Origin of the sequence: Mycobacterium sp. E342 (assembly GCF_001667665.1) — a bacterium.
GTDB lineage: Bacteria > Actinomycetota > Actinomycetes > Mycobacteriales > Mycobacteriaceae > Mycobacterium.
In genome coordinates, this window is the sequence record NZ_LZJM01000201.1 from 1 (window position 1) to 21,790 (window position 21,790).

24 protein-coding genes are annotated in these 21,790 nt (G+C 66.3%); 15 read left to right on the plus strand and 9 right to left on the minus strand.

The genetic code is table 11. The features are described from left to right. Together A5692_RS14660 and A5692_RS14665 are read left to right on the plus strand one after the other, a co-directional pair. On the plus strand, positions 1 to 895 hold an 895-nt coding region (locus tag A5692_RS14660; RefSeq protein ID WP_156766086.1), incomplete at its 5' end, for a DUF3418 domain-containing protein. Between the two features lie 109 nt (positions 896 to 1,004). Further along, entirely contained in the window at positions 1,005 to 2,495 is a 1,491-nt protein-coding gene (locus A5692_RS14665; protein WP_068057128.1) for an FAD-dependent monooxygenase, read from the plus strand. Between the two features lie 3 nt (positions 2,496 to 2,498). Here A5692_RS14665 and A5692_RS14670 read toward each other — a convergent pair whose 3' ends face one another. Next, entirely contained in the window at positions 2,499 to 2,681 is a 183-nt protein-coding gene (locus A5692_RS14670; RefSeq protein WP_068057130.1) for a hypothetical protein, read from the minus strand. A 158-nt stretch (positions 2,682 to 2,839) separates the two neighbouring features. Here A5692_RS14670 and zwf point away from each other — a divergent pair, with 158 nt between their 5' ends. Beyond that, positions 2,840 to 4,339, plus strand: coding sequence for a glucose-6-phosphate dehydrogenase (zwf, locus tag A5692_RS14675; protein ID WP_068057132.1), 1,500 nt, complete (start codon positions 2,840 to 2,842; stop codon positions 4,337 to 4,339). Positions 4,340 to 4,383: 44 nt separating this feature from the next. After that, entirely contained in the window at positions 4,384 to 4,824 is a 441-nt protein-coding gene (locus tag A5692_RS14680) for a nuclear transport factor 2 family protein (RefSeq protein ID WP_068057134.1), read from the plus strand. Positions 4,825 to 4,872: 48 nt separating this feature from the next. Here the strand turns inward: A5692_RS14680 and A5692_RS14685 are convergent, their stop codons facing one another. Then, on the minus strand, positions 4,873 to 5,796 hold the full coding sequence (locus A5692_RS14685; protein ID WP_068057136.1) for a class I SAM-dependent methyltransferase: 924 nt from the start codon (positions 5,794 to 5,796) through the stop codon (positions 4,873 to 4,875). A 166-nt stretch (positions 5,797 to 5,962) separates the two neighbouring features. Here A5692_RS14685 and A5692_RS14690 point away from each other — a divergent pair, with 166 nt between their 5' ends. Continuing rightward, complete coding sequence (locus tag A5692_RS14690) at positions 5,963 to 6,844, plus strand: CoA ester lyase (RefSeq protein WP_068057138.1); 882 nt, start codon at positions 5,963 to 5,965, stop codon at positions 6,842 to 6,844. A 10-nt stretch (positions 6,845 to 6,854) separates the two neighbouring features. On the opposite strand, the gene A5692_RS14695 is transcribed toward A5692_RS14690, so the two are convergent. Beyond that, entirely contained in the window at positions 6,855 to 7,601 is a 747-nt protein-coding gene (locus A5692_RS14695) for a sensor domain-containing protein (protein WP_068057140.1), read from the minus strand. 411 nt (positions 7,602 to 8,012) lie between these two features. Here A5692_RS14695 and A5692_RS14700 point away from each other — a divergent pair, with 411 nt between their 5' ends. Both A5692_RS14700 and A5692_RS14705 read left to right on the plus strand, forming a co-directional pair. Continuing rightward, the gene (locus A5692_RS14700; protein WP_068057142.1) at positions 8,013 to 8,441 is read left to right on the plus strand and encodes a hypothetical protein; all 429 of its coding nucleotides are present in this window, start codon (positions 8,013 to 8,015) and stop codon (positions 8,439 to 8,441) included. Positions 8,442 to 8,574: 133 nt separating this feature from the next. Continuing rightward, positions 8,575 to 9,810, plus strand: coding sequence for an osmoprotectant NAGGN system M42 family peptidase (locus A5692_RS14705; RefSeq protein WP_156766087.1), 1,236 nt, complete (start codon positions 8,575 to 8,577; stop codon positions 9,808 to 9,810). 12 nt (positions 9,811 to 9,822) lie between these two features. Here the strand turns inward: A5692_RS14705 and A5692_RS14710 are convergent, their stop codons facing one another. Next, positions 9,823 to 10,593 carry a class I SAM-dependent methyltransferase gene (locus tag A5692_RS14710; RefSeq protein ID WP_068057144.1) on the minus strand — a complete coding sequence of 257 codons (771 nt, stop codon included), beginning with the start codon at positions 10,591 to 10,593 and terminating at the stop codon, positions 9,823 to 9,825. A gap of 52 nt (positions 10,594 to 10,645) precedes the next feature. Next, positions 10,646 to 11,329, minus strand: coding sequence for a GAP family protein (locus A5692_RS14715; RefSeq protein WP_068057146.1), 684 nt, complete (start codon positions 11,327 to 11,329; stop codon positions 10,646 to 10,648). 241 nt (positions 11,330 to 11,570) lie between these two features. Here A5692_RS14715 and A5692_RS14720 point away from each other — a divergent pair, with 241 nt between their 5' ends. Both A5692_RS14720 and A5692_RS14725 read left to right on the plus strand, forming a co-directional pair. Then, positions 11,571 to 13,004: an FAD-binding oxidoreductase gene (locus tag A5692_RS14720; protein ID WP_068057148.1), complete on the plus strand. Its 1,434-nt coding sequence runs from the start codon at positions 11,571 to 11,573 to the stop codon at positions 13,002 to 13,004. Between the two features lie 41 nt (positions 13,005 to 13,045). Beyond that, a complete protein-coding gene (locus A5692_RS14725) occupies positions 13,046 to 14,107 on the plus strand; it encodes a hypothetical protein (RefSeq protein ID WP_068057150.1) in 1,062 nt (353 codons plus the stop codon). A gap of 82 nt (positions 14,108 to 14,189) precedes the next feature. Here A5692_RS14725 and A5692_RS14730 read toward each other — a convergent pair whose 3' ends face one another. Continuing rightward, complete coding sequence (locus A5692_RS14730) at positions 14,190 to 14,750, minus strand: FKBP-type peptidyl-prolyl cis-trans isomerase (protein ID WP_068057152.1); 561 nt, start codon at positions 14,748 to 14,750, stop codon at positions 14,190 to 14,192. A 181-nt stretch (positions 14,751 to 14,931) separates the two neighbouring features. On the opposite strand from A5692_RS14730, the gene A5692_RS14735 reads away from it, so the two are divergent. Continuing rightward, positions 14,932 to 15,288: a DUF732 domain-containing protein gene (locus A5692_RS14735; RefSeq protein ID WP_068057154.1), complete on the plus strand. Its 357-nt coding sequence runs from the start codon at positions 14,932 to 14,934 to the stop codon at positions 15,286 to 15,288. A 186-nt stretch (positions 15,289 to 15,474) separates the two neighbouring features. Then, positions 15,475 to 17,742, plus strand: a complete 2,268-nt coding sequence (locus A5692_RS14740; RefSeq protein WP_197514466.1) for a bifunctional diguanylate cyclase/phosphodiesterase — start codon at positions 15,475 to 15,477, stop codon at positions 17,740 to 17,742. 14 nt (positions 17,743 to 17,756) lie between these two features. Here the strand turns inward: A5692_RS14740 and A5692_RS14745 are convergent, their stop codons facing one another. Further along, complete coding sequence (locus A5692_RS14745; protein WP_068057159.1) at positions 17,757 to 18,455, minus strand: DUF899 family protein; 699 nt, start codon at positions 18,453 to 18,455, stop codon at positions 17,757 to 17,759. Positions 18,456 to 18,625: 170 nt separating this feature from the next. On the opposite strand from A5692_RS14745, the gene A5692_RS28310 reads away from it, so the two are divergent. Continuing rightward, positions 18,626 to 18,949: a hypothetical protein gene (locus A5692_RS28310; RefSeq protein ID WP_082962722.1), complete on the plus strand. Its 324-nt coding sequence runs from the start codon at positions 18,626 to 18,628 to the stop codon at positions 18,947 to 18,949. A gap of 244 nt (positions 18,950 to 19,193) precedes the next feature. Here the strand turns inward: A5692_RS28310 and A5692_RS14750 are convergent, their stop codons facing one another. After that, positions 19,194 to 19,784: a TetR/AcrR family transcriptional regulator gene (locus A5692_RS14750; protein ID WP_068057161.1), complete on the minus strand. Its 591-nt coding sequence runs from the start codon at positions 19,782 to 19,784 to the stop codon at positions 19,194 to 19,196. A gap of 101 nt (positions 19,785 to 19,885) precedes the next feature. On the opposite strand from A5692_RS14750, the gene A5692_RS14755 reads away from it, so the two are divergent. The 3 genes from A5692_RS14755 to A5692_RS14765 are packed head-to-tail and all read left to right on the plus strand — an operon-like array spanning position 19,886 to position 21,127. Next, the gene (locus A5692_RS14755) at positions 19,886 to 20,362 is read left to right on the plus strand and encodes a DUF1772 domain-containing protein (RefSeq protein WP_068057163.1); all 477 of its coding nucleotides are present in this window, start codon (positions 19,886 to 19,888) and stop codon (positions 20,360 to 20,362) included. 45 nt (positions 20,363 to 20,407) lie between these two features. Next, the gene (locus A5692_RS14760; protein ID WP_068057165.1) at positions 20,408 to 20,725 is read left to right on the plus strand and encodes an NIPSNAP family protein; all 318 of its coding nucleotides are present in this window, start codon (positions 20,408 to 20,410) and stop codon (positions 20,723 to 20,725) included. 21 nt (positions 20,726 to 20,746) lie between these two features. Beyond that, entirely contained in the window at positions 20,747 to 21,127 is a 381-nt protein-coding gene (locus tag A5692_RS14765) for a DUF4267 domain-containing protein (RefSeq protein ID WP_068057204.1), read from the plus strand. A gap of 69 nt (positions 21,128 to 21,196) precedes the next feature. On the opposite strand, the gene A5692_RS28315 is transcribed toward A5692_RS14765, so the two are convergent. Continuing rightward, positions 21,197 to 21,496: a hypothetical protein gene (locus A5692_RS28315; RefSeq protein ID WP_082962724.1), complete on the minus strand. Its 300-nt coding sequence runs from the start codon at positions 21,494 to 21,496 to the stop codon at positions 21,197 to 21,199. Positions 21,497 to 21,790: the final 294 nt, after the last annotated feature.

Here is a 21,790-nt window from a genome sequence, read left to right on the forward strand (position 1 = left end):
GGCCCGTCCGTTCCAGCTCGCCGGCGACCGCCTGCGCGCCTGGCCCGCCGACCTCGACGCGCTGCCACAAGTCGTCGAGCAAAGGGTCGACGGACGCACCGTACGGGGCTTTCCCGGTTTCGTCGATGCCGGTGGCGCGGTGGACCTGCGAGTGTTCGCAACGTCGGCGGAGCGGGACCACATGCTGGGGCCGGCCCTGCGCCGACTGGTGCGGCTCAGCGTGGCTTCACCGGTCAAAGCCGTTGAGCGACAACTGGCCCCGCGAACACGGCTGGCACTGGGGTCGAACCCGGATGGCTCGCTGACCGCGCTGCTCGAGGACTGCGCCGACGCCGCGACCGACACGTTGATACCCGGGCCGCTGTGGACCCGCGACGAGTTCACCGCGCTGCGCGAGCGGGTGCGCGGGAACATGGTGTCGGCGACGGCCGACACCGCGGCCCGCGTGGAGCGGGTGTTGGCCGCCGCGCAGGACGTGCAACTGCTCCTGCCCGACCAGCCACCGGCTGCACAGGCCGACGCGATCGCCGACGTCCGCGCCCAGCTGGATCGGCTCTTGCCGCCGGGCTTCGTCACCGCCACCGGACGCGACCACCTGACCGATCTCACCCGCTACCTGAACGCGATCCGCCGGCGCCTGGACCGGCTGCCGCACGGGATCGACGCGGACCGAGAGCGGATGCGGCGGGTGCACGCCGTCCAGCGGGCCTACGACGAATGGGTTTACGCGCTGCCGCCCGCGCGGCGGGCGGCCGACGACGTCCGCGATATCGCGCGGCAGATCGAGGAACTGCGCGTGAGCCTGTGGGCGCAACAGTTGGGCACCCCGCGGCCGGTGAGCGAGCAGCGAATCTACCGAGCCATCGACGCGCTGTGGGACCGTTCGGCGGATTAATCCCCTCCCACTCTCAACCTATAGCGCACTGGGGGGCTTGCGGCAAGGCCCGGGTGATGCCGCACAATCGCTGGCCGAAGTCGGTTTTCGCTGTTAACGGGGGTGGGAAATGTTGTCGCACAGGAACGTCGACCATGCGGTGCTGGTTGTCGGGGGAGGCCCGACGGGGCTGATGTTGGCCGGTGAACTGGCGTTGGTGGGGGTCGATGTGGCGATCATCGAGCGGCGCGTCGGCCAGGACCTCGTCGGCGCCCGCGCGGGGGGTTTGCATGCGCGCACCATCGAGGTCCTCGATCAGCGGGGAATCGCCGATCGGTTCCTCGCCCGCGGGCAGGTCGCCCAGGTCACCGGGTTCTCCCAGATCCGTTTGGACATCAGCGACTTTCCCACCCGGCATCCGTACGGTCTGGCGCTGTGGCAGAACGAGATCGAGCGGATACTCGCCGACTGGGTGCGCGAGCTGGGCGTGCGGTTGTACCGCGGATGCGAGGTGACGGGCATCGCCCAAGACCATGGTCGCGTGGGCGTCGCGTTGTCCGATGGGCGATCCCTCCGCGGGGAGTACCTGGCGGGGTGCGACGGCGGACGCAGCGTGGTCCGCAAGACCGCGGGCATCGACTTCGTCGGCTGGGCGCCGACCACCAGCTACCTGCTCGCCGAGGTCGAAATGGATCGGGGCACAGGCGATTCGCCGGTGTGGGGGATCCGCCACGACGCGATCGGGGTTCATTCTCTGGCCGCGGCCGACGATGGGCGGGTGCGGGTGATGGTCACCGAGCAACGCCTGGGCCCCGCGAGCGAACCCAGCCTGAGTGACCTCCGCGAGGCGCTCATCGCCGTCTATGGTACCGACTATGGGATCCACAGTCCCGCTTGGCTTTCCAGATTCACCGACACGGCGCGACAGGCCGCAACCTATCGTGCCGGACTCGTCCTGCTCGCCGGTGACTCCGCGCATGTCCACCACCCGATCGGCGGACAGGGCCTGAATACCGGCGTGCAGGACGCGGTCAACCTGGGATGGAAGTTGGGGCAGGTGGTCAACGGAACTTCACCGGACAGCCTGCTCGACACCTACCATGCCGAACGGCACCCGGTCGCCGCGCGAGTGCTGCGGAACTCGATCGCGCAGATGGCGCTTCTTCGCCCGGACGACCGCACCAAGGCCTTGCGCGAGACCATGTCCGAACTCCTCGAGATGGACGAGCCCCGCAAACGGTTCGCCGCCATGATGTCCGGCCTTGATATCCGCTATGACCTGGGCGACGGGCACCCGCTGCTCGGACGCCGCATGCCCGACCTCGACCTGACCACGAACGACGGCCCCCTGCGGGTTTTCACGCTGCTGCACCGGGCCCGGCCGGTGTTGCTCAACCTCGGTGGACCCGGCCGTTTCGACGTAGCCCCATGGACGAACCGGGTTCAGCTGATCGACGCGCAATATGCGGGTGCCTGGAAGCTGCCGGTCGTCGGTGCGGTCGCGGCTCCCGAGGCGGTGCTGATCCGGCCGGACGGACATGTCGCCTGGGTCGAAGGATGCGGCCGGTGCGAGCTTGGCGACGCGCTCACCGCGTGGTGCGGCGACCCGCGCGGCTCCTAGCTGCTAGTCCGGTGGTTCGTCGCCCGAGCCGCGGGTGGGGGCGCGTTCTCGGTCGCTGGGCTTGCCGGCAACGCCCTCGGCCTCCCGGTCGTCGGCGACCTTCTCCTCGAGCTGGTCGACGATGTCCTCCAGCTCCTGAGAATGACCGCGCAGATCTTTGTCGGGTTTCGTCATATCGCTTCCCATTGACTGTGATCGGGTACCGTCCCGTCGGTATCCAGTACCCCGTCAGCCGGGTGGTAACCCGTCGGGGGCTGTGATCCTCGGTTCATCGTCCACGCCGGGTGGACCAGCTGGCAACGACGGACGCGACATAACGCCGCGGCGGTGGAAGTATCGCAATTGTGGCCGACAAAAAACCGCAGACCATCTCTTACCCGGCGGCTGACGGACGTCCCCGCCGCCACCAGACCGAACGACTCGACCCCCACGTCATCGTCCTGTTCGGCGCGACGGGGGATCTGGCCAAACGCAAGCTGATCCCCGGTCTGGCCTACCTGGACCAGTCCGAGCTCGCACCCGATATCCATATCGTCGCAACGTCGCTGGAAGACCTCAGCGACGACGAATTTCGCGAGATCGCCAAAGACGCGATCGATTCGTTCGGCACGCACAAGCTCACGCCCGAACAGTGGGCCAACTTCGCGAAGATCGTCACCTATGTCCCGCAGGGCGCGGGACCCGAAGCGTTGGCCGCGGCGGTCGCGGACGCCGAGGCGGAACTCGGTCCCGACGTCCGGCGTCTGCACTACTTGTCGGTGCCGCCGAAAGCCGCGCGTCAGGTCATCACCATGCTGCGCGACGCCAAGCTCGTCGAGCGCTCAAGGGTGGTGATGGAGAAGCCGTTCGGGACCGACTTCGCCAGCGCGGTGGCGCTCAACGACTTCGTGCATGAAACATTCGAGGAATCCCAGATTTTCCGCATCGACCACTTCTTGGGCAAGGAGGCCGCCCAGAACATCTTGGCGTTCCGCTTTGCCAACGGCCTGTTCGAGCCGATCTGGAACCGCAACTTCATCGACCACATCCAGATCGACATCCCCGAAGCCCTCGGCCTGGATCAGCGGGCGAATTTCTACGAGGAGACCGGCGCCTACAAGGACATGGTGGTGACCCATCTGTTTCAGGTGATGGCGTTCGTGGTCATGGAGCCGCCGACGGCGCTCGAGCCCTTTGCCATCAGCGAAGAAAAAAACAAGGTGTTCCGGTCGATGCTGCCAGTCAAGCCGTCCGAAGTGGTGCGCGGCCAGTACAACGGATACCGCGACGAACAGGGTGTGGCCAAGGACTCCGACACCGAGACGTTCATCGCCCTCAAGGTCGGCATCGACAACTGGCGCTGGGCCGGCGTGCCCATCTATCTGCGCACCGGCAAGAAGATGGCGGAGGGCATCCGCATCATCTCGATCGCGTTCCGGGAGGCGCCCCGGACGATGTTCCCGCCCGGCTCAGGGGTCGGGACTCAAGGTCCGGATCACCTCACTTTCGACCTCGCCGACAACTCGAAGGTGTCGCTGTCTTTCTACGGGAAGCGGCCGGGCCCCGGCATGAAGCTGGACAAGCTGTCCATGCAGTTCTCCTCGCAGGAGATCGACACCGTGGTGGACGTGTTGGAGGCGTACGAACGGCTCATCCTCGACGCGATGCGTGGCGATCACACGCTTTTCACCACTGCCGAGGGCATCGAATCGTTGTGGGAGCGTTCGCAGGAACTGCTCGACGACCCTCCGCCGGCGAAGATGTACCAGCCGGGCACCTGGGGCCCCAACGCCATTCATCAATTGATCGCACCCAATGCGTGGCGGCTGCCGTTCGAGCGCGAGTGGCGGGACGTGAGGGGCTGATTGCACCCCGGTTAGCCGGATCCGTCCTGGGCAACCCAGGGCATATGACGAATAAGACCAATACCAGAAACGACGTCGCCAGCATCCAAGCGGTAACCCAAGCATGGGAGAAGGCACTGGCGGAGCACGATGTCGAGGGGCTGCTGGCGTGCTATGCGCAGGACGCGGTACTGGAAAGCCCGGTCGCCGCTCACATACTCGGCGGCCCGGGGGTGTGCCGGGGTCACGATGAGCTGCGTCCGTTCCTGACCGAAGTCGTTGCTCGTACACCTCATGAACGCCAGTACCACCGCGCCGGATTCTTCACCGATGGGCACCGCGCGACGTGGGAATACCCGCGCGAGACGCCGAACGGTCTCCAGATGGACTTCGTCGAGGTCATGGAGATTGACGACGGGCTGATCACCGCCCACCGCGTCTACTGGGGATGGCGGGGCGTTCAGATCCTCATCGACGATGAGTACCACCGGGCGGACGGAAGCTAGGGATCTGAACTCCCTCCGCTTTACGCGGCCCACCAGAGAAGGCCGCGTTCAGCCCCGTTCGGCACTGATGTAGGTGACGGCGCGCCGGAAAGTCTTGAGGATCTCGCTGTCGGGAACGGCGAAGCCGTAGTCGGCGTACAGCCGCTCGGTGGGGTGGGGGGTGACGACCCAGCCGGTGGCGGCCAGGTGCTCCCCGGCTGGCTGGCGCTCCCCGTGCCACACCAGTTCGGCGACATCGATGTCCAGCCCGTGCTTGCGCCAGGTGGTGCGCATCGCCCGGGCTCGCTCATCGCTGAACACGCCCATGTCGGTGATGTTCTCGGTGGCCAGCCGGCTGCCCGGCGCGCTGAGCGCGGTGATGTTGTCCAACAGCCGGTCCTGTGCCTGCGGCGGCAGGTACGGGAGCAGACCCTCAGCGATCCACGCGGTGGGGGCGGTAACGTCAAAGCCATTGTCACGTAGGACTTTTGGCCAGTCGTCACGCAGGTCGATACCCACGGTTCGGCGTTCAGCGGTCGGTTCGGCCCCGATCCGCGCCAGCGTGTCGCCTTTGAACGCGATCACCTCGGGCTGATCGACCTCGTAGACGACCGTGCCCGCGGGCCACGGCAACCGGTAGGCGCGAGCGTCAAGTCCGGCTGCCAAGATGACGGCCTGACGTACGCCGGCGCCGGTCGCCGACGTCAGGAAGTCATCGAAAAACTTGGTACGCACGGCGATCTGCTCACGACGCTGCTGCAGCGTCAAGGGCATGTCGTCGCTGTCGAGCGGGATCTCGCCGTCCAGCATGCGGACGAAGAACGGGTGTCCGACCGCGCGCACCAACGGCTCGGCGAACCGGTCGTCGAGCAGCGGGTCCGGCGCACGGGATGCCAGCGCCCGGGACGCCGCAACCATGGTCGCGGTCGCCCCGACGCTGGAGGCCAGATCCCAGCTGTCACCCTCGGTGCGCGCGGAGCCAAGTGTTGACATTCGCTGCTCCCTCCTGGGATTCAGCCGCCGCGGCGGCCAATTCGCGTTTCGCGAGGCTCACCGTAGACCCACCGCGCGGCTAAACCACCCGAATCGAAGGGTACTTTCTGCCTATGCCGCGGTCACTATGCACCCATGAGCTCGCCGACGAGAAGCGAATCGGTTGATGGCACCCACGTTGCGCCCGCGTCGCTCGGCCTTATACCTGCCGGGCAACAAGCCCCGGGCATTGGAGAAAGGCAAATCGCTCGCCGCCGACGTGGTCATCTTCGACCTCGAGGACGCCGTCGGGCCTGACGCCAAAGCCGATTCGAGGGCGACGGTCTGCGACGCGATCGCGTCCGACGGTTACCGCCCCCGGGAGGTCGTCGTGCGCATCAACGGTTTGGACACCGAGTGGCACGACGAGGACCTGGCAGCCGTGGCTCGCTCGACCGCCGACGGCGTGCTGGTGCCGAAGGTGGAGTCGGGTGACCAGGTTCGAGCGCTGGCCGAAACGCTGGACGCGCTCGACGCGCCGGAGTCGTTGCGGCTGTGGGTGATGATCGAAACGCCGCGGTCGTTCCTGCGGGCTGAGGAGATCGCCTCGGCCAGCAATCGATTGGCGGCAATGGTGGTCGGCACCAATGACCTGGTGAACGATCTGCACGGCTTGCACGTGCCGGGGCGCGCGCCCGTCGTGCCCGCGCTGGCGTTGGCCGTGCTGGGAGCCAGGGCGGCCGGAAAGGTGATCCTCGACGGGGTCTTCAACGACATCACCGACGAAGACGGATTTCGTGCCGAGGTCCGGCAAGGCCGCGAAATGGGTTTTGACGGCAAGACTTTGATTCATCCGTCCCAGATAGCCCCGGCCAACGACCTGTTCGGCCCCTCGCAAGAGGAACTCGCCGACGCCCGCAAGGTCATCACGGCCTACGAGGAAGCGCGGGCCGCGGGCACCAGTGTCATCACGGTGGACGGTCGGATGATCGAGAGCCTGCACGTCCGCAGCGCCGAGCGGATTCTCGCCCTCGCCGAGCTCATCGCGGAATTGGCATCCGCCTCATAGGCGTGCTCGCTTATTGCTTGTTGACTTTGCCGGCGATCTGACCGGCAAGCTTGACGGCCAAGTCCGATGGGTCCTTGCGGACCGCGCTGACATCGATCGCGACGTTGTTGCGCACGGTCAGCGCCCGCTGGCAGGTCATGGTCAGCAGAACGTTGCCGTTGTCGCGAATAGTCATCGTCAGGGTGGTGCTCAACATTCCGTTCGCGTTGGAGACCGCTCCCACCTGCCAACCCGTCTCCGGGGTGTCCTGCCCGGCTGGGGTGGTGAACTGGCGGTTGGCGCAGGCCGGCCAGCGCTGCGCCGAGGTGGAGAAGAAGGAGTTCGCCTCCTTGGCGGTCGGGAACAACACCACCACCTGTTCCACCTCGGGGTCCGGTTCGCTGGAATTCGGGGGACTGGGCGCGAGTTCGTCGTCGCCACTGGAAGCGGTGTAGCCGCTGCCGGCATACACGGGGGCCTGCCCGGGGCCGATGGCGTAGACGCAGTCGTCGGGGAATTTCCAGCCTGCAGGCCACGGCTGCTTCGCGGCGTCGTCCTTCAGCTTGTCGCTCTTTTCCTTGCTCTTCGATCCGGTGGTCCCCAGGGCGCTGTCAAGGTCCGCTGACGTAAGCAGCAAGCCCGGTAGCGCGGCCTGCGCCACCGGCGGACTGGTGGAGGTCGTGGTCGAAGAGCCGGGAGCGCCGCCGTTGCTACCGCCGCACGCGGCAACCAGAATTCCGATGGCGGCGGCGGACACCGCGGTCGATAGTTGGCGCATGTGTTGCTCACCCTTCGTGGTCGCACCGAGCCGTCGAGCATCCGCGCGACCGGCGCATCCGCCGCCCGAAGCTCAGAGGTGGACGGAAGCATAACCGCTCCGGCAGCAAATTGCGTGAATCATCGCAAAGTAGTCATCGGTTCAACCGTCCAACGGCGCTGTTCCGCGTTGAGCGCATGCGAACACGGCGAGCTTTCACGCCGGAGTCGGATTCGCTGGGCACCGCGTGAAATGAAACCGTTCGCAGATCAAGGGTTTCCTAGGTCAACAAATGGGCGGTTTCTGGCCAGGCTCCCTTGTCGCACAGTCTGCCGACGAGGTGAACAAGGCGCACAAACCGCTTCGATCCGATATCCGCGGCCGGTAGGGTGCATGCAGCAAACAGATCTTTGGGGGACAAAGGAGTGTCCGATGCGGCGAGCCCAAACTACCTGCGCGGGACTGGTCGCCATCGCGATCGTCACGGCGGGATGCTCGAACGACTCGTCGCCGACGACGTCCTCGTCCAGTCAATCGCGGACCTCGAGTTCGCAGCCGCCCGCCGCGTCACCGTCTCCGACGACGCCGGCGTCGTCTTCCGCGCAAGCCCAGTCGTTCGACCAATCCACCTGCCTGGATATCTCCTTCGCCAAAGACAACCTGATGGTGGCCAACAACCCGGAGAAGGCGCGCAAGTACGCCGACACGCTGGAGAAGTACGGCCCACCCGAGACCGTGAAGGCCGCAATCGAGCACTTCGTCACCACCGGCGGTGCACAGCCCAACGATGCCGATTTGAACAGCAACAGGGACCTGATCACCAACTGGATCAAGCAGGCCTGCCACGACGTGAACCCTTGACCTGATCAGCCACCTCTAGGCGACCGAATCGGTTTGCCCTCTTGTGGTGCGAGTCTCACGGCCCGGGCCGGTGGATCGACGGTGACCACGGGGTAGGTTGAACGCGGTCCCGGACGATCCGAGAGGAGACACCTTGCGTGACACCGCGGCCATGACCGACGCCGACCGCACGTGGATGGTCGACACCCTGCTCGCGCTGCTGCAGACGCCAAGCCCGGCGGGGCGGACGGATGCGGTGATGCAGCACATCGGCGACATCTTCGATGACTTCGGCGTGCCCTTCTCTTTGACGCGGCGCGGTGCGCTGACCGCGGAACTTCCAGGGGCGTCAGCCACCACCGACCGCGCGCTTGTCGTCCACGCCGACACCATCGGCTGCATGGTGCGCAGGCTCAAGGACAACGGCCGCCTCGAGGTCATCCCGGTCGGCACCTTCTCGGCCCGGTTCGCCGCGGGCGCCCGGGTGCGGATCTTCTCCGACGACCCCGACGAATTCATCACCGGCACGGTCATGCCCCTCAAAGCCAGCGGCCACGCATTCGGTGATGAGATCGATCTGCAGCCCACGGACTGGGAACACGTCGAGGTGCGCGTCGACCGCAAGGTCTCCTCGCGGGACGACCTCGTCCGCCTCGGCCTGCAGATCGGCGACTTCGTCGCCCTCATCGCCAGCCCCGAACTGACCGCCGACGGCTATATCGTCTCCCGCCACCTCGACGGTAAGGCGGGCGTCGCGATCGCGCTCGCCCTGGCCAAGAACTTCGCCGAGCAGAAGCTGGTGCTGCCGCACCGCACCATGCTCATGATCACCATCACCGAGGAGGTCGGCCACGGGGCGAGTCACGGCCTGCCCGCCGACGTCGCCGAATTGGTTTCGGTGGACAACGCCGTCTGCGCGCCGGGGCAGCATTCCATCGAGGACGGCGTGACGATACCGATGGCCGACCTGCACGGGCCGTTCGACTACCACCTGACCCGCAAGTTGTGCCGGCTCGCCGAGGAGCAGGGCATCCCGTGCGCGCGCGATGTGTTCCGCTTCTACCGCTCAGACGCCGCCGCGGCGATCGAGGCGGGCGCGGGCACCCGCGCCGCGCTCGTCGGGTTCGGCCTCGACGGCAGCCATGGTTGGGAGCGCACACATCTGGACTCGTTGCAGGCGGTCTACTGCCTGCTGCACTCCTGGCTGCAGACGCCACTGACCTTCGCCAAATGGGACGCCAAGCCGTCGGGCAAGCTGCGGGACTTCCCGTCGTCCAAACAACCCGCCCCGAGCGAGCGGTGGGTGCCGCTGGCCCGCGGGGAACACGATTCGCCCGGCGAGGCGTCGCCGGGCTCGCATTGGCCGCCCTCGGAGGGTCCGCAGGCCTGAGACGCAAACCCCCTAACGGTCGCCGCGGGGGATCCGGTCTGCGCGCCAGCACCTGGACTTCATGGGGACGTCTATCGCTTCGGCGTCAAAGAATCGCTCGTTCAAGGCGGCGCGGGCATTGGCCAGTCGCGCCGCGCGCTCATCCGGCGACGCGGTGATCACCCTGCTGTAGGTGCCGACCATCGAGACGACATCGTCTATGGTCATCGTCCGCATAAACGTGAACGTCTCGCGCGAAACGTTGTGGAAGATCTGCGGGTCGGGAAGCACGACGTTCTCGTGGCGCCGGCGGAAGCGGTCGGGGGATTCCGCCTCGGGCGTGTCTTCGCCCGGAAGCAGGTCCAGGTCCCGGACCCAATCCACCTCACGGTCTCGGCTGGTCCAAATCAAGCCGAATCGCCCGTGGTCGCGCAGCACGCGGCCAATCTCGGGAACTGCGCGCTGGGGATCCATCCAGTGCCACGCCGAGGAGACGAACACCGCGTCGACGGAAGCGTCGGGAAGCGGGATCAATTCACCCGTGCCTTCGACGGCACGCACCTCAGGCGACCGCTCGGTGAGCACCGCCCGCATGCGTGCGTCGGGTTCCACGGCGATGACCTTCGCCGCCCTGCTGATCAGGGCGCGGGTGAACAGGCCGGTGCCCGCACCCAGGTCCACGGCCACGCCACACCGGGGCGGCACCAGCCAGTCCACCGCCCCTTCCGGAGGCCGCGGACGAAAGCCGTCATAGTCGTCGGCGATCGAGCCGAATGACATCGCGCGTTCCTGGCGGTCGGTCATAGCGGCCAAAGTAATCCGTCTTGCTGGGCGGGAGGTGAGAACGAGTTGTGCGTCACCACAGCGCACTGTGGTTGACGAGCGCGTCGGCTATCAGCCCGATCCCGAAGACCAGGAACAGAAGTCGCACCGATATCGGGCCGTAGCGGGTCAGGGCCCGCACCAGACTGCGCTGAATGCGCTTGGCTCGCATGGTTTTCCTCATCGAAAGCGCAAGGATCAACAGCGGCGGGGAAAGCGCGATCGACCAGTAGACCAGGATGACCAACGGCCAGAGCGGCGGCCTCGGGTGTAGGGCGGCGAGCATGGTCAAGGCGGTGAGATAGGGGATGGCGGTTGGCGCTTGGCCGCTACCGACCGCCAACCCGAGAAACCCGAGCAACCACGGGCGCTGGCGCATCGCCGCCAACGCCCAGCCGGGCGCCGATGATTGAGCGGTCAGCGGGAAGTAGGCCAGGCCGGTCAGCAGCACGCCGAGCGCCAGCTCGCCGCGAAAACGGACGGCCGGTGTCACGTGGAAGCCGACGGCGTGGGTCAGGAAGCTCAGACCCAGCACCGTGCACACCCCGAACGTGGTCGTCACGGCGAACACGCCCGCGACGAAGCTGAGGGCACCCGGAACCGGCGAGCGGCGATTCAACCGACTGTCGAAGATGACCGCGGAAACCACACCCAGGTTGAGGACGTTCAACGAATCGAGAAGCGCCAGGCCGGCAAGCGCCAGCACAAGAGCACCCACCTGCCAGAGCCCCGCTTACCGTGCGATCTCGCGGGGCGCGCACATCGAAGCGGCGATCATGCTGCAGACAATACGAGGCGAAGACCCGCCTGTCTGTCCGAGGTTGCGTACGTGGGGCCACGAGTGGATCACCGGTGCGGTTCGGATGGGTTTCGATCCGGTCACAGGGCATGGGGCACCGCGAATTTCGTTGTCGCGGCGTCAAGGATGCGAAACATGAGGCAGACGCGGGAGGCCGCCGGTGGCGCGTGAATTCTCCCGTCAGGCCTTCCTGCGGGGTACCGCCGGAGCGCTGGCCGCCGGTGCGGTCTTGGGCCCGGGCCGGGCCGCGGCCGCCCCGAATCCCACCGGCTGGGAGGGTCTGTCCACCGCCATCGGTGGACAGGTGCTGTTGCCGGACAACGGTGGGTTCGGCTCGGCCAAGCAGGTCTTCAACACCAACTACAACGGCTTGACGCCCGCGGCGATCGTCACCCCGTCCTCGGCGGCGGACGTGCAGAAGGCCATGGCGTTCGCCGCGGCGCACAACCTCAAGGTGGCTCCGCGCAGCGGCGGTCATTCCTACATCGGCGCGTCCACGGCGAACGGCGTCATGGTGCTCGACCTGCGCCAGCTGCCGGGGGGAATCAACTACGACGCCGCCACCGGGCAGATCACCGTGCCGCCCGCGACGAGTTTGTATGCCATGCACGAGGCGTTGGCCGGCGCGGGCCGGGGCATCCCGACCGGCACCTGCCCGTCGGTCGGCGCCTCCGGGCATGCCCTGGGCGGGGGACTGGGCGCCAATTCCCGCCATGCGGGCCTGCTCTGTGATCAATTGGTGTCGGCCTCGGTGGTGCTGCCCGGCGGCCAGGCGGTGACCGCGTCCAACGCCAGCAATCCCGACCTGTTCTGGGCGTTGCGCGGTGGCGGTGGCGGCAACTTCGGCGTGACCACTTCGCTGACGTTTGCGACGTTTCCGACCACCGATCTCGACGTGGTGAATCTGAACTTTCCGCCCGAATCGTTTGCGCAGGTTCTGGTGGGGTGGCAGAACTGGCTGCGCACCGCCGACCGGAACAGCTGGGCACTGGCGGACGCCACGGTCGACGCGATGGGAACGCATTGCCGGATCATGGCGACCTGCCCGGTCGGGTCCGGGGGCAGCGTCGGGGCGGCCATCACCAAAGCCGTTGGGGTGCAACCCTCGGGGACCGAGAACCACACCTTCAATTATCTGGACCTGGTGAGGTATCTGGCCGTCGGGAACCTCAACCCGGCACCACTTGGATATGTCGGCGGATCCGATGTGCTGCCCGCCGTCAACGCCGCCACCGCCCAGGGGATCGCCAAGGCCGTCGAGGCATTTCCCCGCGGAGCCGGGCGGATGTTGGCGATCATGCACGCGCTGGACGGCGCCCTCGCCGACGTGGCGCCGGGAGCCACCGCCTTCCCGTGGCGGCGGCAGTACGCGCTGGTGCAGTGGTATGTCGAAACCGGTGACGCGGCGGCCGCGACCAATTGGCTCAGCACCGCGCATCAAGCCGTGCAACCGTATTCGGTCGGCGGTTATGTGAACTACGTCGAGGCGAACCAGCCCGCGTCGCGGTACTTCAGCTCGAACCTGTCCCGGCTGACCGCCGTGCGCCAGAAATACGATCCCGGCCGAATCATGTTCTCGGGACTCACCTTCTAGTGAATGGCGTGGGTGTCTGACCTCAGGACATAATCCGCAGCATGACCGACACGGTAAAAGTCACGCTGGATCGCAACAGCGTTGCGATGGGCGACGACGTCGAGTCCCATCGGGTCTTCTGGATCTTCCCCGGCTCGGCCACCGTCGACGATTTGCTCGTCGAAATCTCCCACTACCTGCCGGGGGTTGCCGGACCGGTCGGGTGGTTTGTCGACGTCAACACCGACGATCAGCTGCGTCGGCGCGACCTGGGGCTGATCTACACGCGCGACGACCTCGGGCAGGAGGATCACATCTGCAGGTTGACGGCCGGTAAGACAACATTGGCTGATCTGGCCCGCTGGTCTAACCTCCCCGACCTCGATGTCTACGCCAAGTATCTGACCTGGGACATGGGACGTCCGCTCACGTTGAGCGAGGTGACGGGCGGCGCCACCTACACCGGGGCCCAGCCGACCAAGCTGCAATCGGAAGCCGCCGCACAAGCCGACACGGACTGGGTTCTGGTGCACGAGCTGGATCGCCGCGCCGCAGCGATCGCCAGCGCGCGGCGTGACTGGATTCGCACCAACATCGTTTCGGGGAGCCCGCCGCCGCCCGGGACCGAGGTTTTCATCGCGCGGAACTTCCACTACTTGGCCGATCTGCACTGCCCGGCCAGCATGGATGTCGCCGCGCAGCTGCTGGGGACCGATGAAGCGCGATACGAAAACCTGGAATCCACAACCGATTTCGATGCGCGCCCGGCGATGGTGACCCTGGCGTTGGTGCTCGCGGCGTTTGAATGGCGCACCGCCCGCGGCAGCTGGCAAGCGGGCGGACGCCCATACCTCAAGCCGTACTTCGAATACCTCGCCGGTTGCGGCTACCGGCTGTCCCCGATAGAACACGTCATGGCCGGGCACATCACGGCGACGCAATTGAAGTTCTCAGCGGACGACACCACGAGGCTGGACCGCATCCGGCAGTTGCGCAATCTGCAATACCAGCTGCGCATGAACCGCTATTACAACAAGACGCTGGCCGACGACCAGTACCAGGCCGCGATCGCGTCTGTCCACGCCGAACTCTTGGAGCTCGGCGAGCTTCCCGGGCCCGTGTAGCCATCGCGGCGGGGAGTCGACTTCCCGGCTGGCCCCGGCCCGCCAGTGCTGCAGGTCGGCGCACCCGAACCGGCCAGTCGAGCTAGCTTGAGGCGCTGAGGATCTTGATCGCGAAAACGAGCGAGTCGCCCGGCCGGATTCCCGCGCTGGGCTGACCGTTCGGGTAGCCATCCGCCGACGTCATCGCGACGGCCACCGTGGAGCCGACCTTCTGCCCCGCGATGGCCTTCTGGAAGCCCGGCACGACCCCGCTGAGCGGGAAGTCGATGGGGGCGCCCCGCTGGTAGCTGCTGTCGAAGACGGACCCGTCACGCCCGTTGACCCCCATGTAGCAGACGGACACCGTGGCGGTGCCCGGCACGACGGGTCCGTCTCCGGCGTGCAGCGTATGGACCTGGGTCTGCGTGACGCTGAACGGTGTCGTCACGTCCACCCGCGGAGCGGCCGTATCCGTGGAACCGGTAACCGCGACGCTGCCGCTGGTCCCGGCCAGGGTCCAGTCGGGGGTGCCACCGGCCGGCGGTGCCGCGGTGGGGCATGAGCCGGCGGCGGCGGCGTCGTTCGACGCGGCGATCGCCAGGACACTCGCCGCGACGCAGGTCGCGACGGCTGAATACACCAGGGAGGACTTCACGGGCGTCACGCTACAGGCCAGGGATTGCGCGCATTGGCGCTGCCCTTAGCCGGGTCGCAGGCGAGCGCGAGGGCCGCGAGGCGACTTCACTGCGAAGCAAGCGGCCTTCTCGGCGTTTCGTTTATTCTTCAGATGCGCGCTGCTGTGGACCCGAAAAGTGCCGGCGGCCTGGCGGAACGGAGCGAATCGAATGTCCTCACCTCGCTTGCTTGCCCCACTGGCCGTCGCGGTGGCGGCGGGCGCCGCCCTGGTCGGGAGCGCTGCCGTCGCGACCGCCACCACACCGCAAGATGAGGCATACCTCGCCCAATTGCGCGCCGTCGGCCTGTCGTGGCCACCCCAGACGGAAGAGGCTCTCATCGGCGAGGCCCACCTCATCTGCTACGACCTCACCTGGGGTTGGACGCCACAACAGATCGCCGACGACGTCCACGCCCACCTGAACGCGAGGGGCGTCACGCTGTTAGACGTCGGAACCATGGTCGACGCCGCGCACTCGGTCTATTGCCCCGGCAACGTGTGCGACGCCCCCACGCTTTGCACGTGACAGCCCGTCAACGCAGCGCGCCCTGATCACCTGGTCCGGTTTCCCGTCAGGGCGCCCACCCCCGAAACACGCCAGCATCACGCAGAACTGCTCGTGCGGTGTGACATGGCCATATCCTGCTTGCAAACCGCACGCGACCGATCGAGGGAAACATTGCCATTCACACGAAGCCAAGGCGTGGTGGTCGTGTTGGCAACCATCGCGCTCGTCGTGTTTGCCGGCATGTTGTTCGGCGCCGGTAGTGCCTCCCAGCACGCGGTAGTCGCGTCGACAGGGACTTTCATCGGGGGCGTATTCGCCACCACATTCTCGGTCCGTGCCGCCCGCCGCTCTCGAGGCCGCCAACGGTTTGCGTGGACGGTCCAGTCGATCGCGCTAGTGGGTTGGACGGCCGGCGAAGCCGTGTGGTGTTACGAAGCTGCGGGTGGCACCCTTCCGGCCGCGGATCTTTCGGCGGCCAGCATGGGCTACTTGATTCTGCCGCTGTGCGCGTTGATCGCCTCGGTTGCGATTCCCAGCCGGGACGACTCCCGATTCGGACTCAGCCTCTTCCTCGACGGCATCCTCATCACGGCGTCGATACTGGTCGTCCTCGTCGTTCTGCCGCTAGGTCGCGTGACCCACCCATCAGAGGAGCTCAGCGTCGCGCAGATCTTGTCAGCCGCCGCCGCGGCCGTGTATGTGGGTCTGGCCACCATGGCCTTCATCGTCCTTCGGAAGGCCGAGGCGGGCCGCAAGCTGTCGCCCGCGCTGATAATGCTGGGTTGGGGAGTCATCGGTGCGGCCGGGATCGTGTACCTCTACCAGGACAATGCCCACCAGATGCCCAATGACCTCGTCATCCTTGGCTGGGCCGGCGGCATGTATCTCCTCGCGCTCTCCGGTATTGCTTCCCGGCCCACAGCGGAACCCGATCTGGGCTTTTCGCAACCCTCGTCGAGGGCCGCTCTGTGGCTGCCGTACCTGCCAGTCCTGCTGGCCATTGTCGTTGGCGCTGTGCACTTTTGGCCCACATACCGAGGCGAGGCATTCATCTTCTCGGTTTGCGTGGTGCTGTTCCTCACCACCGTGATCCGCCACATCCTGCTCTTGGACCGAAAGCAACGCCTGCTTGTCGCGATGTCTGACGCCGCGCTGCGGGACCCGACAACTGGCTTGGCGAATCACCGACTCTTCGACGATCGCCTCGCCCACGCGCTGCGCTTACACGTTCACCACGGCGTGCCCGTCAGCGTCCTTGCGGTGAGCGTGGACGATTTCAAGTTGGTCCATGACACGCTTGGCGAGAACGCGGGAAACCAACTATTGCGCGGCGTCGCCGAGCGGATCCAGGCCAACATCAACGACAGCCACACCGTTGCGCGGGTCGGCGGCAACGAATTCGCCGTCCTGGTCGAAGACCGTCCCGACGTGGCAACGCTGGTCGCCAACGGGCTGGCCCGATCATTCGAAGAGCCCGTCGCCATCGACGATCACCGCCTGGACGTTCGTGTAAGCATCGGCGTGGCCTCGGCCGGATCTGGGGTCGCCGTCGCTCCGACGTCGAGCAACCTCCTCGAACAGGCGGACGCGGCTCGCTCCTATGCCCAGCTGGCGGGCGCCGCCCATGTGCGGACCTACACCCCGGGGATGGACACCCACATCGGCGAGGCGCATGAACACGAGAGTGCCATCGCCCGACTGCAACTGCTCGGAGAACTGCGACGCGCCATCGAGAGCGGCTCCCTCACGCTGCTATACCAGCCAAAGTTCAGCATGTGGACCGGTTGCGTCAGCGGGGTAGAGGCGCTCGTCCGGTGGCAGCACCCGCAATTTGGCGTGCTGGAGCCGGACAAGTTCTTACCGCTCGCACGCGAACACGGGCTGATGGACGCGCTCACCGATCTGGTGCTGTCACGAGCCGTCGCCGATGCTGCCGCCTGGCACAGGGCGGGCACCGCGATCCCTGTCGCCATCAATCTGGGGGCGCCCTCGGTCAACCAGGATTCGCTGCCCGATCGCATCATGTCCGTGATCGATACCTACGCGATGTCTCCCAGTTGTCTCACGATCGAGATCACCGAGGAATTGGTGGTCGCCGACTTGGCGAAGGCACGCACAGTGCTCAATCGTCTTCGTGAGCACGGCATCCGGGTGGCGATCGACGACTTCGGCAGCGGCTACGCCACTTTGACCTACCTGCGCGAGCTGCCGGCCGATGAGGTCAAACTCGGCCGTGAATTCATCGCACCGATCCTGCACGACGGCCGCGCCGCCACGATCGTGCGCTCGGTGCTCGAGTTGTCATCGGGGTTCGACATCACCACCGTTGCCGAAGGCGTCGAAGACTACGCAACGGCCCGCCGGCTCAAGGAATACGGTTGCGACGCCGTGCAGGGGAACTTTTTCTGCCCGCCGTTACCCGCTTCCGACATCCCGCGGGTCCCCGCGAACTCGACGCTCGCGGCGCAGTAGTTCGGCGCCGCGAGTCATCCGTTTTCCCTGGCTCCGTAGGCGGCGGCGATATCGGGGGAGCCAGGCCACCCCGAATAAGTGGGGCGCGAAGGCCACCCTTCGGGTGAATCCAGCCACTCCTCCTGCCGCCCCCACGGCAGGATGTCGATCAGCCCGAACGTGTGGCTGAGTTGCTCGGTCCCTCGCCCGTTCGTATGCCACGTGCGGTACACGGTGTCACCATCGCGCAGGAACACGTTGACCCCGAAGCCCCCGCCGGGCGGCGCATCCATGTCGGCGGCGAAGGGGCTCTGCGAGGACGAGTACCACTCCATGCGGTTGCCGACCTTCCGCTTGTAGGCGAGGGCTTCCTCGATCGGTCCGTTGGTGACGATGACGAATCGGGCGTCGTAGTTGTCGAGGAATTCCAGCCGGGTGAATTGCGACGTAAAGCCTGTACACCCGCTGCACTGCCACTCCGCGCCGTCGGACCACATGTGGTGGTACACGATGAGCTGCGAGCGGCCGCCGAACACATCGACCAGGCGGATGGGCCCGTCAGCGCCCACCAGCGTGTAGTCCGGCAACTCGACCATCGGCAGACGTCGGCGCTCAGCGGCGATCGCATCCAGTTCGCGGGTGGCGGCCTTCTCGCGTTTGCGCAATTCGTCGAGTGCGGCCCGCCAGGTTTGCTCATCGACGACCGGCGGCAGGGCGGCACGTTCAGAAGACATGGGATCCACCTTTCCCTTCGATTGGCTCTTCTCCCAGGGTCTGACCGGTGAAGTGCCCGGAATTCATCGCAGGACCGCCGTAGTCGCGGAAGCGTCGTCGACGCGCACGGCTCTTGACCCCTTCGCCCCGCCTCGCTTCGATGAAGGTTAGGCACGAGGGGAGGCCCACAATGAGGACGTTTGTTCGCCACCTTGTCGTCGTCGCCATGATGGCGTTCGCGTCAATGGCAGCGGTGACCATCGCGACGCCGGCGGTGAGTTCGGCGGACTGCGCTGACAATGAGTGGTGGGACCCGACGGGCAAGGTATGCCGACCACTCGGCGTCGGCCCGCAACCTTTGGCGTGCGATCCGGGTCAGTGGTGGGACCCGACGGCTAATGTGTGCCGGCCTCTTGGCGTCGGGCCGCAACCGCTGGCGTGCGACAACGGCTGGTGGTGGGACCCCGGAGCCAATGTATGCCGGCCGCCCGTGGTACCGCCGGCCGGCCAGTAGGAACGAGTCGCTGGACTCACGGTGCCGTAACCAAATTGGGTTTCCGCGTCGGTGCCTCAACAATCACCCGCACGCGGCTTGCAAAGAGTTTCCGATAGCAGGAGCCGAGATTCTCAAAGACCCGGAATTGCTTACCCCGCAACATGTTTGAGGGAGTTCCCGGCACACATAGCAGCGCTGCGTCTAGTGGTGCGAGCGCACTATCAGCAAACAAAAGCGCGCTGGATGAGATGCCCGATTTGGGCTACGGCGTCGATCCTCGCCCGCCGGTGAACTGCCTGACGAGCAGCTGAAGACGTTCCGATTCGTAGCCGGGTCGTAGCCGTCCGGTGCGGGTAAGGCTGACCAGTCCGTGCAGTGCGGCCCACAACACCTCGGTGAGGGCGTCGGCATCCCGCTCATCTGCGACCAGGCAGACCGCGTGGCGCAGCTCGGCGAACCCTGCCGCCAGCTGAGGCGGTGTGTCTTGGGCGGCGAAGCGCAAGGTGGTCGCGCGGGTGAACATCGCGTCGTATACGGCCGGGTTATCGCGGGCGAAGTCCAGATAGGCCTGGGCGATCCGGGTGAGGACGTCGGCGGCCCCACCCTCGCCCGAGCGGGCGGCCCGAATGGCGTCTGCGAGTTCGCCGAAGCCATCGACGGCGACGGCGTCAGCGATGTGTTCCATGCCGGTGAAGTGCTTGTACAACACAGGTTGGCTGTATTCGATTTCGGTCGACAGTCGACGAGTGGTGACGGCGTCCCAGCCTTCGGCCTCGGCGAGCCTGCGGGCCGTGGTGACGATCAGCCGCCGCCGGGCGGCTCGCTCACGCTCCCGACGATCCTCGATAGCCATGCCCAGATGGTAGCACGACTAGAAATACTAGCGCCGCTATTGACTGCGCTCGACGCGAGCGGTTAGCGTTGCTAGCAGCTGCGAGCAAGAGGAGTAACGAAATGGCCCTGGATTTCCTCACGCGTGCGGTCGCACTGCTCGCGGTGCTGGGCACCGCGGTGGTCTACGGCACCGATGTGTTCTGCGCGATCGTGTTGCGGCCGGCGCTGGCGGCCATCGACAACGACGCGTTGGTCGCGGTCATGGGGAGGGTGCATCGATACGGAGACCGGCGAATGCCCATGCCTGGGGTGCTCGGGATCGTCGCCGCCGCGGCGAGCGCGGTGCTGGCCACCGTCGCCGCGCACTGGCCGCAGGCGATAGCGGCGGCCGCCGCACTGGTGTTGCTGTTGGTCTGGGTTGGGCTCTACACAAAGGTCAGTGTGCCCATCAATCGCCAACTGACAGCGGCCGCCGACGCCGGACAACCACTCCCGAGCGGACGTGTGCTGCAAGCAAAGTGGGACTCCGTCATCGATGCCCGCGCGGTGCTGGAAGGTCTGGCGGTAGCCGCCCTGTGCGTGGCGCTGGCGATCTGACGAGCCCATAACCGGCCGAGTTCGATTGAAGGGGAACAGAGTTCGATGTTTCAGCTCAGGATTTACACTCTGCGATCGCCAGCAGCTTTGGAGCAGTATGCAACGGTGCACTGGGCCCGCCATCTCGCGACCTTCGAGACATTCGGGGTGACCACCCCCGGTGTGTGGACCGAGCAAAGCGGCGGTTCAAACCGACTCGTCGCGCTGATCCGCTACCCACCGGGCGCAGACCTCGAACAACTCACGGGCCACATCATGGCCAGCGCGGAATTCGCCGCCGACATGGCCGGCTTCGACATCGGCGACATCGTCGACGTCCAGACGACACTGCTTGACCCGACCTCGTTCTCATCAATTCACTGACGAAACCCAGGAGTGCTCGACATGACCATCACCATCATCGGCTACTCGCTCGCCGGACTGCTCGCCGCGGGCATCATCTTGATCGGCGCACGCTTCCTCGTCGCGCCGCGTATCGCCGCCGCCGGCTACGGGGTGCTGCCCGATCCGGACCGGCCGGGTGCGGGCGCGTATTTGAGCGTCAAGGGCGTGCGCGACATCGCCTCGGGGCTAGTCGTCATCATTTTGATGGTCGCGGGCGCGACCCATCTGGTCGGCTGGGTGATGTTGGCGGCCACCATCATTCCGCTCGCCGACGCGGCCATCGTGTTGCGCAACGGCGGCTCCAAGTCGATCGCCTGGGGCGTCCACGGCGTCACCGCCGCCGTCATGCTCATCACGACAGCGCTCCTGCTCGTCTCCTAACGCGTGGGCGGCAGCGGATGCCGGAGCTGTGCAAGACAGCGAGCGCTGAGCCCCCTTTGAAATTGGGCGTCAGTGCTCGTCGTAATGTCCGTCGTGCGCGGCGTGCCGACAGCCGTCATGCACATAGTCGACGTGGTCCCCGTGGGGGATCGCGACGTGGCCACATCCGTCGCCGTGCCGATGATCGTGGTGCTCGTGCACCGTGTGGCCAGCCGGCTCGCATTCGTCGTAGTGGTTCTCGTGCTGCCGATGAACGTGACCGTCGTGGACGTAGTCGACGTGGTCACCATGCGGGATCGCGACGTGACCGCATCCCGCTCCGTGCATGTGGTCGTGCTGAAGATGTTCGTTGTGCAGTGTGCCGGTCATTGTGTTCATCACCGCCCGTACCGAAATTGATTCGCGCGCTATTGGTGCGACCGAGAGCTCCACTGTAACCCCGTACTCGTGCACGACGCCAGACATGGCCGTAGTTCATCTGCCCGCTGACCCGGCCCGCGGTGGCGCACGGATCCAACGGCGTGGGGCGCTCGTTGGAGGGCGTGCTTCACGAAGTGCCGCTAGGCCTTTCGGCGCGACGCACCCTTATCCGGCTGCGACGCCGAGGGGCGGTTCCACGCTGGCCGTGGGGAGGCATCCGGTAGCAGTTACAGCAGTAAACAC

What these genes read in the sequence shown, in the direction of transcription:
- A5692_RS28310 (WP_082962722.1), top strand. Translation starts at nt 18,626, where the DNA reads ATGAGGACGTTTGTTCGCCACCTTGTCGTCGTCGCCATGATGGCGTTC.
- A5692_RS14670 (WP_068057130.1), bottom strand. Translation starts at nt 2,681, where the DNA reads ATGGGAAGCGATATGACGAAACCCGACAAAGATCTGCGCGGTCATTCT.
- A5692_RS14700 (WP_068057142.1), top strand. Translation starts at nt 8,013, where the DNA reads ATGCGGCGAGCCCAAACTACCTGCGCGGGACTGGTCGCCATCGCGATC.
- A5692_RS14755 (WP_068057163.1), top strand. Translation starts at nt 19,886, where the DNA reads ATGGCCCTGGATTTCCTCACGCGTGCGGTCGCACTGCTCGCGGTGCTG.
- A5692_RS14690 (WP_068057138.1), top strand. Translation starts at nt 5,963, where the DNA reads ATGGCACCCACGTTGCGCCCGCGTCGCTCGGCCTTATACCTGCCGGGC.
- A5692_RS14710 (WP_068057144.1), bottom strand. Translation starts at nt 10,593, where the DNA reads ATGACCGACCGCCAGGAACGCGCGATGTCATTCGGCTCGATCGCCGAC.
- A5692_RS14695 (WP_068057140.1), bottom strand. Translation starts at nt 7,601, where the DNA reads ATGCGCCAACTATCGACCGCGGTGTCCGCCGCCGCCATCGGAATTCTG.
- A5692_RS14685 (WP_068057136.1), bottom strand. Translation starts at nt 5,796, where the DNA reads ATGTCAACACTTGGCTCCGCGCGCACCGAGGGTGACAGCTGGGATCTG.
- A5692_RS14735 (WP_068057154.1), top strand. Translation starts at nt 14,932, where the DNA reads ATGTCCTCACCTCGCTTGCTTGCCCCACTGGCCGTCGCGGTGGCGGCG.
- A5692_RS14765 (WP_068057204.1), top strand. Translation starts at nt 20,747, where the DNA reads ATGACCATCACCATCATCGGCTACTCGCTCGCCGGACTGCTCGCCGCG.
- A5692_RS14680 (WP_068057134.1), top strand. Translation starts at nt 4,384, where the DNA reads ATGACGAATAAGACCAATACCAGAAACGACGTCGCCAGCATCCAAGCG.
- A5692_RS14750 (WP_068057161.1), bottom strand. Translation starts at nt 19,784, where the DNA reads ATGGCTATCGAGGATCGTCGGGAGCGTGAGCGAGCCGCCCGGCGGCGG.
- A5692_RS14760 (WP_068057165.1), top strand. Translation starts at nt 20,408, where the DNA reads ATGTTTCAGCTCAGGATTTACACTCTGCGATCGCCAGCAGCTTTGGAG.
- A5692_RS14665 (WP_068057128.1), top strand. Translation starts at nt 1,005, where the DNA reads ATGTTGTCGCACAGGAACGTCGACCATGCGGTGCTGGTTGTCGGGGGA.
- A5692_RS14725 (WP_068057150.1), top strand. Translation starts at nt 13,046, where the DNA reads ATGACCGACACGGTAAAAGTCACGCTGGATCGCAACAGCGTTGCGATG.
- A5692_RS14745 (WP_068057159.1), bottom strand. Translation starts at nt 18,455, where the DNA reads ATGTCTTCTGAACGTGCCGCCCTGCCGCCGGTCGTCGATGAGCAAACC.
- A5692_RS28315 (WP_082962724.1), bottom strand. Translation starts at nt 21,496, where the DNA reads ATGACCGGCACACTGCACAACGAACATCTTCAGCACGACCACATGCAC.